The organism is Acinetobacter sp. 18QD2AZ41W, from assembly GCF_009829025.1.
GTDB lineage: Bacteria > Pseudomonadota > Gammaproteobacteria > Pseudomonadales > Moraxellaceae > Acinetobacter > Acinetobacter pseudolwoffii.
Genome location: NZ_WURP01000002.1, coordinates 609552 through 625323, shown reverse-complemented (window position 1 = coordinate 625323; position 15772 = coordinate 609552). Strand labels below are relative to the sequence as shown.

Annotated in this window: 12 protein-coding genes; 11 read left to right on the top strand and 1 reads right to left on the bottom strand. The window is 42.2% G+C overall.

Going from position 1 to position 15772, the window contains the following annotated elements; translation table 11 throughout:
* Positions 1 to 161 precede the first annotated feature (161 nt).
* The 9 genes from GVV58_RS05925 to GVV58_RS05885 all read left to right on the top strand — a co-directional run bounded on the left by GVV58_RS05925 (position 162) and on the right by GVV58_RS05885 (position 6831).
* Positions 162 to 827 carry a pseudouridine synthase gene (locus GVV58_RS05925; RefSeq protein WP_159516159.1) on the top strand — a complete coding sequence of 222 codons (666 nt, stop codon included), beginning with the start codon at positions 162 to 164 and terminating at the stop codon, positions 825 to 827.
* A gap of 584 nt (positions 828 to 1411) precedes the next feature.
* A complete protein-coding gene (locus tag GVV58_RS05920; protein ID WP_159516158.1) occupies positions 1412 to 2344 on the top strand; it encodes a DUF4041 domain-containing protein in 933 nt (310 codons plus the stop codon).
* Between the two features lie 259 nt (positions 2345 to 2603).
* A complete protein-coding gene (locus tag GVV58_RS05915) occupies positions 2604 to 2993 on the top strand; it encodes a ribonuclease E inhibitor RraB (RefSeq protein ID WP_005097967.1) in 390 nt (129 codons plus the stop codon).
* Between the two features lie 234 nt (positions 2994 to 3227).
* Positions 3228 to 3674 (top strand): SRPBCC domain-containing protein, encoded by a 447-nt coding sequence (locus tag GVV58_RS05910; RefSeq protein ID WP_005169565.1) that lies wholly within the window; start codon positions 3228 to 3230, stop codon positions 3672 to 3674.
* A 122-nt stretch (positions 3675 to 3796) separates the two neighbouring features.
* Complete coding sequence (locus tag GVV58_RS05905; protein ID WP_005097964.1) at positions 3797 to 4135, top strand: zinc ribbon domain-containing protein YjdM; 339 nt, start codon at positions 3797 to 3799, stop codon at positions 4133 to 4135.
* 124 nt (positions 4136 to 4259) lie between these two features.
* On the top strand, positions 4260 to 4625 hold the full coding sequence (locus GVV58_RS05900; RefSeq protein ID WP_159516157.1) for a 5-carboxymethyl-2-hydroxymuconate isomerase: 366 nt from the start codon (positions 4260 to 4262) through the stop codon (positions 4623 to 4625).
* A gap of 428 nt (positions 4626 to 5053) precedes the next feature.
* Positions 5054 to 5494, top strand: a complete 441-nt coding sequence (locus tag GVV58_RS05895) for a nuclear transport factor 2 family protein (protein WP_159516156.1) — start codon at positions 5054 to 5056, stop codon at positions 5492 to 5494.
* A gap of 50 nt (positions 5495 to 5544) precedes the next feature.
* The gene (locus GVV58_RS05890; protein WP_244881220.1) at positions 5545 to 5745 is read left to right on the top strand and encodes a hypothetical protein; all 201 of its coding nucleotides are present in this window, start codon (positions 5545 to 5547) and stop codon (positions 5743 to 5745) included.
* Between the two features lie 30 nt (positions 5746 to 5775).
* Positions 5776 to 6831: a DUF1176 domain-containing protein gene (locus GVV58_RS05885; RefSeq protein ID WP_159516155.1), complete on the top strand. Its 1056-nt coding sequence runs from the start codon at positions 5776 to 5778 to the stop codon at positions 6829 to 6831.
* Between the two features lie 74 nt (positions 6832 to 6905).
* Here the strand turns inward: GVV58_RS05885 and GVV58_RS05880 are convergent, their stop codons facing one another.
* The gene (locus GVV58_RS05880; protein WP_159516154.1) at positions 6906 to 7673 is read right to left on the bottom strand and encodes a hydroxymethylpyrimidine/phosphomethylpyrimidine kinase; all 768 of its coding nucleotides are present in this window, start codon (positions 7671 to 7673) and stop codon (positions 6906 to 6908) included.
* 98 nt (positions 7674 to 7771) lie between these two features.
* Between GVV58_RS05880 and GVV58_RS05875 the strand changes: the two genes are divergently transcribed.
* Both GVV58_RS05875 and GVV58_RS05870 read left to right on the top strand, forming a co-directional pair.
* On the top strand, positions 7772 to 8419 hold the full coding sequence (locus GVV58_RS05875) for an HAD family hydrolase (RefSeq protein ID WP_159516153.1): 648 nt from the start codon (positions 7772 to 7774) through the stop codon (positions 8417 to 8419).
* A 504-nt stretch (positions 8420 to 8923) separates the two neighbouring features.
* On the top strand, positions 8924 to 15715 hold the full coding sequence (locus tag GVV58_RS05870; protein WP_216070544.1) for an Ig-like domain-containing protein: 6792 nt from the start codon (positions 8924 to 8926) through the stop codon (positions 15713 to 15715).
* The last annotated feature ends 57 nt before the right edge of the window (positions 15716 to 15772 follow it).

The window sequence follows — 15772 nt, the reverse complement described above, 5'->3', positions numbered from 1 at the left end:
TGGCACGCAATTATAAATCTATGATTCGTATAGCCTGTATATTTATTTGGTGCAAAGCCAAATGAGGACACACCCTAATTTATCTGGCTATGCGCGGTGATTGACAGGTTAAATACAGCTTGTTATTTTGCGCGCATTGTTCCAGATGCTGTATTCCTAAAATGCCCATCAACCCCGACTTTGTCTATTGCCCACCGCAAGAACCGTTGCATATTGTTTATGAAGATGATGATCTGGTGGTGATTGAAAAGCCGGCCGGATTATTGTCGGTTCCCGGGCGTTTAGCTGAACATCATGACAGTGCTTATTTGCGGGTTCTGGACCAGTATCCGCAGGCTAAAATCACCCATCGTCTGGATATGGCCACTTCAGGTATTTTGATGTTTGCCAAACACCGTGATGCAGAAGTGGCGGTGAGTAAAATGTTTCAGGCACGTACCGTGCATAAAAATTATGTCGCACTGGTACAAGGCAAACTTGAAGGTCAGGGCAGCGTCGAAGTGCCTTTGATGACCGACTGGGAAAACCGTCCGCGTCAGATGGTGCATTATGAACTGGGCAAAACTGCCAAAACCTTATATCAGGCAATAGAATATTTGCCCCAGCAAGACATTAGTCGGGTTTTACTCACGCCCATCACAGGCCGTTCTCATCAGTTGCGAGTACATATGCTGTATCTGGATCATCCCATTACTGGCGATAAAATCTATCATCCAGAACCACAGCGCAGTCCTTTAAATCGTATGGCTTTGCATGCCAATTATCTGGCTTTTAGCCAGCCGCTGAGTGGTGTTCCGGTTGAAATTGAAGTCGTAGTCCCGTTTTGATTTGGATCATAAAAACGATGGTATCCAGTCAAATTAGTTCTATTTTGTGTAATCATTCAAAATGGTATTTGCCCTTAAACTGAACCGCTTAAATTAAAAATTGTGAGAATTTATTTCAGTCAATGCTCTGAAAATTAATGGTTTTTCATGTTTTTTATTTGAAATCTAATACTTATGCATTGCCCAATCTTCTGTCGATGTAGAACATACCGGTGAATGCTCGCTGCATATCTTGATGATGAGTTTAGGAATTTTTATTGTCTTTATCTGCTTTTATAAGCTTGATATCTTTATTTCTATTGGTTTTTTAATTTTACTGTCATTAATTTTAAACTTTTAAATTATATCCTTTGATATAAAAAATACCGTTAGCTGTTTCAGGATCGTTTTGATTTAAGCTGCAAATCAATTCATGATGTATGACTTGCACATAAAAAATTATAGAAAAATAAAATGAATGAACGACTTAGTGGCGATTAATGGCTTTGATTATCTGGCCGAAGTGATGCAAAATCAACCGGTACTTTATAATAAATTTTTAATTTGATGTTTTAGGGCAATGCCCGGGGTTAAAGGACAGAACAATGCTCAGTATGGCTTTTTTCGTTCTCGCGAGTATTTTATTATGTGCCTTGCTCTGGAGCTTGAAGATCCAGGCTTCATTACGCAGCAATATCCGGTTTTTACAGGAAAATCTGGATCATTCACGCAGCAGACTGGCAGATTATGACGCTCAAGTCGATGAACTAAATTATGACGTGACCCAACTGCGGGTACAGCATGGCAGTTTAACGACTGCGCTGAATAAATATAAAAAATATCAGGATATCTATGATATCGAACAATATATTATCAACCGGACTTTGCAGGCCGAAAATTTTGTTGAAGTGACCAAACTGGATGCTTCGATCATGATTGATGATCTCAAGGCTTATATTGAAAGCGTGAAAGACTATCTCGCCCAGTTTCAAGCGAAAGCCTTAGTCGAAGTTGAACAGCAGGCCAGAAAAAGTTTAGCGGGTTATTATCAACAGGCCAAGCAACAGCAGCACTTAGAGGACGTAGTGAATGCCCTGGAACATAAAATCCAGGCCAAGCATTACGGTTTATGTCTGCCAGTACCGCAACTTTTACAACAGCTGATCGCAGGATATAGTGAAACGGATGCGGCTCGGCATCTGCTCGATGTACGTGAAAAAATTCAGCAGGCTATAGCAACACAGCAGATCGCCAGTTGTAATTATATCGATGACGGCCGCCGTAGAAGTATCATTGAAATCTTTAGTTTGGCCTTTAATAGCAAGGCAGATTTATATCTTGCTCAATTAAACAGAGAAAATTTGGGACAGATGTTGCAAGCCTTAAGGGATGATTATGTCCTGCTGAATTATACCGGACAGCAACTGAGTCAGGCCACGATTCAGTCATCCTATCTGGATTTACGTTTAGAGGAATTAAAGTTTGCTGCGCTGGTTGTGCACATGAAGCAAGAAGGCCGGCATCCAGAGACCGTATAGTTTTGATAGGTATCAAGCGCACTAAGTCTTGATGGTAGCTGATAACGAATAGGGTTTTAGCGAAAGATCGATATTCCCGGACGTGATAGGCTGTAAATATTTAAGAAATACCCATTTGACAGATAATTTTTATATTTATAAAAATCATATGTTTATTTATGGTTAAAAGATAATATTTTTTGTCCGGATCTCGATAATTGTCTAAAAATCAGCTAATCTTAGATGCAGAATAAAACAGCATCATAATAAGGATACTTCTATGTCACGTGATTACAATCAATTCCCTGACGATGAAAATGGCAATGTACTGTGGCAAATGCATCAGGATGGCGACGACCTGCAAGAAGCACATGAAATCGAATTTTCGCTGGTGTTTAGTGATGAAGAGCAGGCAGATCGTTGTGCCTTGTATCTCTTAAAGGAAGAACAAAAAATCAGCCTGTTTCAGGATGAAGAAAGCGCGACCCTGGAATGGATTATCACGATTTATGTCTATATGGAACCAACCTACGAGGATATTGTGGATCTGGAACAGTGGTTCAGCAAAATCGCTGCAGAATTTCAGGGTGAATATGATGGTTGGGGCTGCATGGCCTATGTCTATGATGATGAGCTGGATGAAGAAGAAAGCAGTCTACGTAATAGCTGATTGTGCCTGTATTTAAATAAAAAAACCCCGGTGCTGCCGGGTTTTTTTATCCTTTATATTTAGTTATATCGGAATGTCAGGACTTTAATACAGATACATAGTCATTATATATACCAGATTGAGGATTGCGTAAAATCAGTTCTATGGATGCTCAGCTTGGTCTGGTCAGTCTATACAAGAGAAGGGCAATATCCCTCAATAAAAATACATAATAACAATAAGGGACTAGGCAAAATGAGTTACACCCTAAAAATGCATCGAGTGTTTAGTGCACCTCCGGAGCGGGTGTATCGTGCTTTTGTTCACCCGGATGCCCTGGCAAAATGGTTGGCACCACATGGTTTTATTGCCAAGGTAGAACATGCGGAAGTCAAACCCGGCGGCAGCTATAAAACCACCTTTACCAATTTTTCCACTGGTACCCAGCACCATTTTCATGGGATTTATCATGAGGTGATTCCCAATCAGTTACTGCGTTATACCGATCAGTTTTCGACACCAGATCTGCAAGGTGAAATAGAAGTCACTGTGATCTTTGAAAAGGTTTCAGTCGGTACAGGCCTGCATATTATTCAGGTCGGCTATCCCGATTTAGTGCCGCCTGCGGTATGTCATTTGAGTTGGCAGGAATCATTCCAGCTACTTTCCTTGCTGGTGAATCCGCATATCCCGGATAATTAATGCTTGATGATTATGAGCTGGCCTTCAACGAAACTCCTGTTCAAAAGCGCATCTCTGCAAAGATGCTATACTGTGATCTTATTTGTTTCATTTATTTAATTTTTCTCTTTTTCGAGGTTCTTATGGGTCTGCCAAACTGTCCAAAATGCCAATCTGAATATACCTATGCAGATGGCGATCTACTGATCTGCCCTGAATGTGCACATGAGTGGAAAGAAGGCGAAATTACTGAAGAACAAGTGATCATTAAGGATGCTCATGGCAATGTGCTGGCGGACGGCGATAGCGTGACGGTGATTAAAGACCTGAAAATCAAAGGTTCATCTTCAGTGGTGAAAGTGGGTACCAAAGTCAAAAGTATCCGCCTATTGCCGGATGCTGCCGATGGTCATGATATCGATTGTAAAATCGAGGGAATGGGCCCGATGAAGCTAAAATCTGAATATGTAAAGAAAGCTTAAATCTGGCATCAGACTAGAATTTTAACTGGACATGAGACGGTGGATAAGTCGTCTCATTGCTAAAATTCAGCGTTTATTTTTTATGTAGTCCCAATCCTCACGTTTTTGATCCGAGATCACTCGTATGCCACATCTGCATCTGGAATATTCTGACAATCTTCAACATCTGCTCCAGACTCAGCCGCTCTTGCTGGCCATGCATCAGGCATTGTTCAATGCAGGCTATGTCAGCGATCCCGATGATTTAAAAAGTCGTGCGATTATGCAGCAGGATTATGTCATTGGACTGAGTCCACGGACAGATCAGGCCTATGCACATGCCAAAGTCTCACTATTGAGTGGACGTAGTGTCGAAGTGCGTCAGGCGATTTCTGCATTGGTGCTTGAGGTGATGCAGCAATCTATTGCTCCACAGCCCGAATTAAAAATTCAGCTCTGTGTCGAAATTATTGAAATGCCAAAGCAGACCTATCGTAAAGCCATTATCTGAATGATGGTTTTTATCTGTTGATATGACATGGATCAAATGCCTTAAAACTTTATCAATGCCATACGAAATTTATAAACAGATCGACTTGGTTTGTAATGGTCAGCTATCTTATTCAGATCTAAAATTATTTCTATTTTTAAATGACGCTTTATGTCATTTACAGGCATGCAATAAAAGTTCTAAAGTAACTTTTAATCGCTGCTGATTTTTGAATCATCCAATCTAGAAACGGCATATTCATCCTGATTGAAATAAAAATAATTTAAAAAAATAATCTTCAGGTGAGCTGAACCGAATCAGGCAGTGGGGAGAGCAAAGCGAGAATAACGCTTTAGCATAGGCAAAATAATAAGAACAAAAGATCAGAAATCCGGTGAGTTGATTGAATCCCGATTTCAGGTCTGACTTGTCCGGTTGAGGAAAATTTGATGCAGGTTTTTGGGGATAAACAATTGGCTCAGGAAGTCATGGCATTTCTTCAGCAATGGGACCATGCCATATGCAGTCTGGAGATCCAGGATATTATTCAATTATGCCGGCCAGATATCCGTCTGGTCGATGTCAGTACTGAAATAAAAGGCATAGATGCCTATCAGGCGCTCTGGCTGCAATATCGGCCTTTTATACCTGAAGGAATCCGGATAGAGCGTCAAGATATCAATATTCATGTGAGCACTGATTTAGCCTTGGTCGATGGCTATGTTCGGGTGAATTATGCGGTAATTGAGCCAATTTTTCAGTTGGGTTGGTGCCGGGTCAGTATGTGTCTCAGCAAGCAGCAGGGACGATGGCAATTGTTGCATCAACATACCTCAGTACCGGTACAGCTAGAAACCCGTAAGATGCGCAGGATCAAAAGCGTCAGTTAAGTCATAAGCTTAAAAAATTAAGTGCAATATCTTGGTAAATGATTACAGGCATGCTTTATCAGGACACCATTCAGCAAAAACTGAATATACTCAAAGACTATCGTCAGGGAGCCGGGATGTGGGACGGTGCAATTCAGACCTTTGACAGGCTAGAAAATTCGATCGATACCCCGAAGCAGGAAGCGAGGAATCCAAATGTGCAGAATGTCAAAGTGGTCGGCTGGAACCTTCCAGTGAGGAAGCCGCACTAGGCTGGCCGAATACAATTTAAGGACTAAATAATGAAACAACAATGGATAGACAGCATCAAAACAATGAGTGTCGCATTTGGTCTGGCCAGTATCAGCTCATTAAGTCTTGCTGCCATTCAGGGGCTGCATTTTTCACATAAAGATTGGGAAATGGCCTGCGACAATACCGGTACCTGCCGCGCTTCTGGTTATCAGTCGGATCAGGAGATTGATCGACCAGTTTCGGTTTTATTAACACGCGCAGCAGGAACGACCAGTGCGGTACAAGCAAAAGTCCAAATTTTACCCCTGCAAGCTGCAGCATCGACAGCTCAGCTTCAGTTACAAATCGCGGGCAAGCCCTATGGTGTTATTCGTTTAGATCAGCAAGGGATAGGTCAACTGAGTCGTACACAAACACAAGCCTTATTAAAAGCAGTTCAAGGCACGGATCCACTGATATTTAAGAATGCACAATCACGCTGGACTTTGTCGACAGCCGGAGCCAGTGCCGTTTTGCTGAAGATGGATGAATTTCAGCGCTGCCTCTCTACGCCCTCAGCCTTGATCAAGCCTGGGAAAAAATCCAGTCAAGCGGTGCTTAAAGCCGCAGCGATCCCGCAAATTATGATACCCAAATATCAGTCAGGCAAGATCACTCACGCGAAACTGAGTACGGCGGCGGGTCAGCAGATGATTCGGAAACTGCAAGCGAGCACTAACGAAGATCAATGCGATTTGCTGTTTAGCCAACATTTTATGCCGGATGATGTCATGATGATTTATCCCATCAATGCTCAAAATCAGCTGATTCAGATCCCTTGCTGGCGTGGAACCTATAATATGGGCAGCGGTTTTTGGCTGATGGATAAAAACAAGCAACCGAGACAACTGGTGACCACCTCCGGAGAAACCTTTAGCCAAGGCCAGATATTTTCCGGGCATAAAGTACGTGGTTTGGGTGATTGTCTGAGTCAGGATGAATGGGCATGGGATGGTAAAACATTTGTCAAAAGTTTCAGTAGCCTGACCGTACAATGCAAGGGCTTTGCTGGCGGTGCCTGGAATTTGCCGACCTATGTAAGCACAGTCATTCAGGGTAAATAGAAATACCCTCGAAAAATAGAAGTGATAAAAAAAGCCTGAATCATTCAGGCTTTTGAATTTAAAAAAATATTATCTTAGAAGCGCTTTGGAATTCTCTGACCATTCGGAACAGGGATGTCGGCAATTTTTAATACGCCGAACAACCAGGTCTCTGCATGCTGTACCGCCGTTTTGAGTTGATCACCCATGGCCAGGCGCCCGGCGATGAAGCTGGCCAGTGAACAACCCGAACCATGATATTCACCCTCCAGACGTGGACAGCGGGTCTCATTAATCAACTCGCCCGCGATATACAGACTGTTCTGAATATAATCCGGCGTATCTTCATGACCGCCTTTAACCAGAACTGCTTGTGCACCCATATCAAATAGTTTTTGAGTGGCCAGCTGTAGGTCTTCTTCACCTGTTAAAGCACGCAGTTCAACCGTATTCGGAGTTAGAAGGGTAGCCAATGGAATTAGTTGGGTAAATGCTTTGACCAGTGTCGCCTGATTGCCCAATGAACCGCCACTATTTGCCACCAGAACCGGATCGAGTACATACAGATAGTCCGGATGTGCAGTCAAAAACTCCGCCAGTGCTGTGATATTCTCTGTGGTGCCTAACATGCCAGATTTAATACAGCGAATTGGCAGGTCATTCACCACGGCATTGGCCTGAGCCAGCAGCAGCTCTTTAGATGTCGCTTCAAAACCAAAAACCTGCTGTGAATTTTGAATGGTGAGGGCTGTGCAGGCAATTGCTGCATGTGCACCACTTTGACCAATGGCTTCAATATCTGCCTGAAGACCGGCTCCACCTGAAGGGTCTAAACCGGAAAAGCAAAGTACGGTAGGGCGCAAAATGATGTCCTTCATTCACTAAAATTACATTAGTATAGGCAAATTTGAATGAACTCTCGATATTAATTTATATCGGTGCTGATGAGAGGGGATGGGCTGTGATTAAGAATATTTTAATTGATCTGGATGGGACATTAACTGATCCTAAAGTGGGGATCACCACGTCTGCGCGTTACGGTCTGGAAAAGGTGGGTCATCCGATTAGCGATGAGATCAATATCGACTGGATTATCGGTCCTCCCTTAAAAGCCTCGCTGGCCAAACTTTTAAATATCGAGACCGATCATATTCTGGCTGAGCAGGCGTTGATGGCTTATCGCGAACGTTTTGCAGTGAAAGGCCTATATGAAAATCACGTTTTCGAGGGTGTGGCAGAAACGTTGGCAGAACTGAAACGCCGTGGTTATCGTTTGTTTGTCGCTACGGCAAAACCGACGGTTTATGCCAAACAGATTTTAGAGCATTTTGATCTGGCTCAGTATTTTACTGAAATTTATGGCAGCGAACTCAATGGTGACAGAACCAATAAAGGTGAGCTGATTCAGTATATTTTAGAACAGCAACATTTAAAGGCCGAAGGCTGCATCATGGTCGGTGACCGTGAATACGATATTTTGGGTGCACACCGCAATGGAATCAAATCTATTGCAGTTACATATGGCTATGGCAGTGCAGATGAATTACAACGTGCACAACCTGAATATAAAATAGAAAACTTTGATGACTTGTTAGATTATTTAAAATAAATATTTATTTTTGTGGTTAAATTTATTTTAAACCCCTTAAAAAATTATTTTTTGAGGGATTTTTTAATTGAATTTGTTAATGATTATATATGGGTAGATAATATTTTAAATTTAAATATCGGCGTATATATTAATATTTAATATAATTTATAAATTTATTTTTTTACATAATCTAACAATTGTTTACATATATATTTATATTTTACAAAATCAATACGAATATTATAATTATAAAAATAATTACTATAATAATCATGTGATTATAGATTTATTTTAATTTTTGTTACATTTCATTTCTTACTTTTAGTAGGGGTTTTAAATATTATTTTCTTTTAATACAGATATTTAATGTTATTTTATAAAATTATAAACTATTAATCTATAGAGTTCTTTTCCTAAAATAATTTCAGGTAATTTTTTGCAATTATCAACTGCTCAATTTAATGCTATGTAATTTTGGTTGTTTTTGGAAATTACTTTCTTAATAAGAGTAGGAAATATAATATGATAAATATTGAAATAATATCTTCAGAAAGCGGTGGGGTGATTCAAAGCACTAATAATAGTGTTGTGAGTCTTAATCAAAGTTCTATTGTTAAGATAAATCTTAATATAGATGAAGTGGCAAGTATTTCTCGTCAAGGTAATGCAGCAGTTATCACCCTTAAAAATGGTGAAACCATAACACTAGAAAATTATTTTAATTATCCAATTGAAACCAGCCAAATTCTTTTTGAAAATGAAGGAGAATTGATCTGGGCACAATTTACGGATGCTACAGGTGCTGTTTTAGACAGTGTAAATTATATTCCTTTAAGTAATATCGCTCCCTTAGCAGGTGAGACAGTAGCGGGTGCTGCTATTTCACCTTGGTTAATTGGCGCGGGACTTGCAGCAGGCCTAGGAGTAGCAATTGCGGCAGTACAAGATGACTCTGGTAGTAAAAATACTAAAGATACAACAGCACCAGATGCGGCAATTATTAATCCGATCAATGCGACTGATCCAATTACAGGCAAGGCTGAGCCAGGTGCGAAGGTTGAAGTAACGTTCCCGGATGGCTCGAAAACAGAAGTTGAAGTTGGTGTAGATGGTAACTGGTCAGTAGACAATCCCGGTCTGGAAGATGGTGATGAAGTTAAAGTCATCGTAACTGATCCTGCAGGAAATGTTTCTGAAGAAGCCGTTGCTGTGGTAGATGGTAAAGCACCAGATGCACCAACAGATATTGTCATAAGTCAAAACGGATTAGAAGTTAAAGGACAAGCAGAACCAAATTCTATAGTGACCATCAAAGATGCTGATGGTAATGAAATTGGTAGTGCTCAAACTGATGAAAAAGGCTATTTCAAAGTCATTTTAGTGACACCTCTAGCTGATGGGGATGAAATTGAGGTAATAGCTACTGATGTTGCTGGTAACAAATCAGACTCTACAAATTATATTGTAGATTTTGGTGACTCGGACTCAGACAGCGATTCGGATTCGGACAGCGACAGCGACTCTGACTCTGATAGCGACAGCGACTCTGACTCTGATAGCGACAGTGACTCTGACTCTGATAGCGACAGTGACAGCGATTCTGACTCTGATAGCGACAGTGACTCTGATTCCGATAGCGACAGCGACTCAGACAGCGATAGCGATTCCGACTCTGATAGCGACAGCGACTCTGACTCTGATTCCGATAGCGATTCTGACTCTGATAGCGACAGCGATTCTGACTCAGACAGTGACAGCGATTCTGACTCAGATTCCGACAGCGACTCTGATAGCGACAGCGATTCTGACTCAGACAGCGATAGCGATTCCGACTCTGATAGCGATAGCGACTCTGACTCTGATAGCGACAGTGACTCTGATTCCGATAGCGACAGCGACTCAGATTCCGACAGCGACTCTGACTCTGATTCCGATAGCGATTCTGACTCTGATAGTGACAGCGATTCTGATTCTGACAGCGACAGCGACTCTGACTCTGATAGCGACAGCGATTCCGACTCTGATAGCGACAGTGACTCTGATTCCGATAGCGACAGCGACTCAGACAGCGATTCTGACTCTGATAGCGACAGTGACTCTGATTCCGATAGCGACAGCGACTCAGACAGCGATAGCGATTCCGACTCTGATAGCGACAGCGACTCTGACTCTGATTCCGATAGCGATTCTGACTCTGATAGCGACAGCGATTCTGACTCAGACAGTGACAGCGATTCTGACTCAGATTCCGACAGCGACTCTGATAGCGACAGCGATTCTGACTCAGACAGCGATAGCGATTCCGACTCTGATAGCGATAGCGACTCTGACTCTGATAGCGACAGTGACTCTGATTCCGATAGCGACAGCGACTCAGATTCCGACAGCGACTCTGACTCTGATTCCGATAGCGATTCTGACTCTGATAGTGACAGCGATTCTGATAGTGACAGCGATTCTGATTCTGACAGCGACAGCGACTCAGACAGCGATTCTGACTCTGACAGCGACAGCGACTCAGACAGCGACAGCGACTCAGACAGCGATTCTGACTCTGATAGCGACAGTGACTCTGACTCTGATAGCGACAGCGATTCTGACTCTGACAGCGATAGCGATTCCGACTCTGATAGCGACAGCGACTCTGACTCTGATAGCGACAGCGATTCTGACTCTGACAGCGATAGCGATTCCGACTCTGATAGCGACAGCGACTCTGACTCTGATTCCGATAGCGATTCTGACTCTGACAGCGACAGCGACTCAGACAGCGATTCTGACTCTGATAGCGACAGTGACTCTGACTCTGATAGCGACAGCGATTCTGACTCAGACAGCGACAGTGACTCTGATACGACGGCACCAGCTGCCCCAGTGATTGATCCAATCAATGCAACGGATCCAATTACCGGTACAGCAGAGCCAGGTTCAACTGTCACAGTAACCTTCCCGGATGACACAACAGCAACCGTTGTTGCCGATTCAAATGGTGATTGGACTGTACCGAACCCAGGTCTGACCGATGGTGATACCGTAACTGCAATCGCAACTGATCCAGCAGGCAACGACTCAACAGAAGCGACTACAACTGTCGATGGCGTGGCACCAGCTGCCCCAGTGATTGATCCAATCAATGCAACGGATCCAATTACCGGTACAGCAGAGCCAGGTTCAACTGTCACAGTAACCTTCCCGGATGACACAACAGCAACCGTTGTTGCCGATTCAAATGGTGATTGGACTGTACCGAACCCAGGTCTGACCGATGGTGATACCGTAACTGCGATTGCAACGGATGAAGCAGGCAATGCTTCAGATCTAACCACTGCAGTTGTCGTTTCACCATTGATTGCAAATGATGATATTGATGATCTAGTGCTTGATGAGCCAGTAGTGATACCAGGACAGCCAAGCATAACTCAAAATGTTGATGTCATTGGTTTACTTCAATCAAGTGATGGTACTGATGCAGCAGTTGTAGTCGTTGTTCAACCAAATAGTTTAGGTAACTTAACCGTCACCGTACAGCAAACAGCTTTACTTGCAGTAGGTGATGCTTTCCGTCTAGATCTAGTCGATGAAAATGGTGTAATTGTTTATTCAGCAGTAACACAGAATTCACTTCTAGGTGATGTTGCAGGCTTACCACTACTTGGTGTGGTGGGCAATGATGGCCTAACTGCTACAATCGAAGGATTAGCACCTGGTACATACTCTGTAATTGTGCGTAATGATCAAGGGACTGTAGATCAGTTGATTGATGGTTTAACACTTGCGGATCTTGGTGAAAATGGTGTTGTACTTGGTCAAGACAACCAAGATTTAATCTTAGATACAGTAGTGAATGCGCTCAGTGATCAATTTGGTCTTACTCAGATTGTATTGATACCATTACGTGGTGCGCTAGAGCTGGCGCTCAATGTAGTTGATGGTGTGGGCGTTGGTGTTGTAGTCAATATCCTTGTAGATACACTCAACAGCTTTGGTCTAGTATCTTATGCCAATGAAATCATTGATGCTGTTTCGGGTGCATTGTTAAGTAACTTATTAACAGTGTTGCAAGAAACCACAATTACAACTCAATTAGACGCAGTTACATTTGCTGACAACGTTCTTACAGGTGAATTAATTGTGGACGATGGTCAAGGCGCTGATGCACCAGTCAGTGGAACTACAGTTAGTCAAGTTGTATATGATGGTGATGTATTCCTCCCAGTTAATGGCGAAATTGCAGTACCAACAGAGTACGGTACCTTAGTCGTTAATGCAGCAACAGGTAGCTATGTTTATACCTTGAATGATCTTAACGGCATTGATCAAACGGAAGTATTTACGTATACAGCTGTGAATGGCGTCTATACTGATGATGCAACTTTAACAATCAATATCGGTTTGCTTGACATTACTGCACCGCAACCACCGATCATTAATGCAATTCAAGATCTTAGCCCAGCAGCTGATCTTGATATTTCTGGTAAAGCAGAACCAGGTTCAACTGTCACTGTAACTTTCCCAGATGCTTCAACAGCAACAGCTGTGACTAATGCAAACGGTGATTGGAGTGTGCCGAATCCTGATCTAAATGCTGGTGATGTTGTTACAGCTACGGCAGAAGATGCAGCAGGAAATGTTTCAGGTACAACAACAACAACAGTAACACTGCCTCTGAATGTGCAAAATGATATCGATAGCATCGATGTTGGAGAGTTCACAGTTGTTACGGGTCAGCCAGCGGTCACACAAAATGTAGATGTGATTGGTATTGGTCAATCTAGTACTGGTACGGATGCTGCCGTCCCTGTAACGCTAGGTTCGTTAAGTACTTTAACCGTTACTGTACAACAAACGTCATTACTTGCTGTAGGTGACGCATTCCGACTAGATATTGTCAATGAATTTGGTGTAACTGTTTATTCAGCAGTCACGCAAAACTCATTATTAGGCGATATTGCAAGCTTACCACTTCTTGGCGTAGTGGGTGATGATGGTTTAACAGCAACTATTCAAGGACTACCTGCTGGTAATTACTCTGTAGTGGTTCGTAATGATCAAGGTACAGTCGATGCTTTAATTGATGGCTTAACCTTAGCTGATTTAGGTAAAGATGGAGTTGTGCTTGGTCAAGACAACCAAGATCTCATCCTAGATACGGTTGTTAATGCCCTTAGTGATCAATTCGGTATCCTACCTCTTGTCCTAACTCCACTACGTGCTGCTCTAGAAGTCGCTCTAGACTTGGTTGATGGCGTCGGTGTTGGTGTTGTAGTGAATATCCTTGCAGATACACTCAACAGTTTTGGTTTAGTAAACTATGTGGATGAAATCATTGATGCTGTTTCGAATGCACTGTTAAGTAATTTATTAACGGTATTACAAGAAACAACGATTACGACTCAAATCAATAGCATTGAATTAGAAACTACAACGGTGATTGGTGACGTCATTATTGAAGATGGCGATCTAGGTGGTGATACGCCTGTTGCTGGAACAAGTGTGACTCGTGTTGAGTATGAAGGAGTGATTTACGCACCTGATGCTAATGGTGATATTACAGTCAAAACTGAGTATGGTATTTTAGTACTTGGTAGCGCCGGTCAGTATACATATACCTTGACTAATACAGACGGCTTAGGTCAAACAGAGGTATTTACTTATACAGCTGTCAATACTAATGACGGTTCTAGCGGCACTGCGACATTAACCATAAATATTGGTGATGTGAGTATTGGTGATGTAAATGGAACCTATCAAGATACTGGTTCAAGTACAACAGATACAATCACTAATGATGGTCTTGTTACCGTCACAGGTCTTGAGGCTGGTGCAACTTTACAATATCGTTTAGATGGTGGTGATTGGATTGCGGTCACAGGCAATAGCTTCGAGCTAACTGAAGGTATCTATACTTCTGTCGACGTACGCCAACTTAATGCTATTGGGCGACCAGGTACTATTGATAGTTTAGGTCCGATTACTGTAGACAAGACTGCAGATGTTAATATTGTTGGCATTTACGATACCGTAGGTGTACAGCAAGGGCATGTAGCAAATGGTGATACTACAGATGATACTACGCCATTACTGCAAGGTACGACTGAAATTGGCTCCACTGTAACTCTGTCTCTAGATGGAAGTGCTACGGTTACCATTCCAGTCAATGTTGATGGTACATGGACATATCAAGTTACCTCTCCACTAACAGTAGGGTCTCATACTTGGACAGTAACTGCGACTGATGTAGCGGGTAATGTTGCTACAGATACGCGAGTCTTAGATGTTGTTGATCCAGCCGCTGCTCCAACTGCTGCTGCTGGTACAGGTGGTCTACTTGGCTTACTTGGAGGAAATCTTTTAGGAATTATTGATTTGAGTCAACAGCAGTTTGTGGTTGGCGATGTCAATGGTGATCTTAAACAAGTACAAGTCTATTATAACAGTGGTTTAGGTGTATCACTTGGCTCAATCAACTGGGTTTACTCGCAAGCTTTAGCGAACTCTTTTGGTTACAATGTAGTCCCTACGCAAGGGGGTAATCTCCTTACTGGTTATAATATGAATCTAGTGATTACTGCTACAGATGGTTCAGCATTAGATAATCAGGAAATTATGGAGTTTTTAGGTACCGTCCGTAGTTCTACGGATCTTACAAATCTCACAGTACTCCCTACTTTAGAAATCACAGCAACAGACCTCGCCGGTCATACAAATGTTGGTGGTGGTTCTGATTTAGTGAATGTAGGATTATTAGGAGGTTTATTAAGTGGTGGCGTGCCTTCGTATCTCAAAGAAGGTACTGCTATAGCTGATATTTTAGACTTCTCAACATCAACTTCTGCGGTTCGTATCTATGGCTATGATGGTGATGATATCCTTACTGGCGGTTCAGGTAATGACATTATTCGTGGTGGCAATGGAAATGACACTTTAGTGGGTAATGCAGGTAATGATTACCTTAGCGGTGGAGCTGGAAATGATATAATCACAGGTGGTATTGGTGCAGATACAGTTGGTTTCGACTTACTTGTTGATGATGCAACTGGCGGTAATGGTACAGATACTTGGACTGACTTTAGCCTTGTACAAGGTGATAAGATTGATATTACTCAGTTATTGGATGGTACATCTGCGGATGCAACTAATCTAAGTGAGTATGTCAGCCTGAACTATAATGCAGCAACATCTACAGTAACTTTATCGATTGATCGAGATGGTTCTGGTGGTTTATATAATCAAACTGCCTTACTCAACTTAACCAATCAAACTTCAGTAATTACGCTTGAAGACTTAATTGCAAATCAACAACTCTTATTCTAATCGGTTAATTTATTTAAGATAAAAAAAGAGGCTCTTAGGAGCCTCTTTTTTTATTTG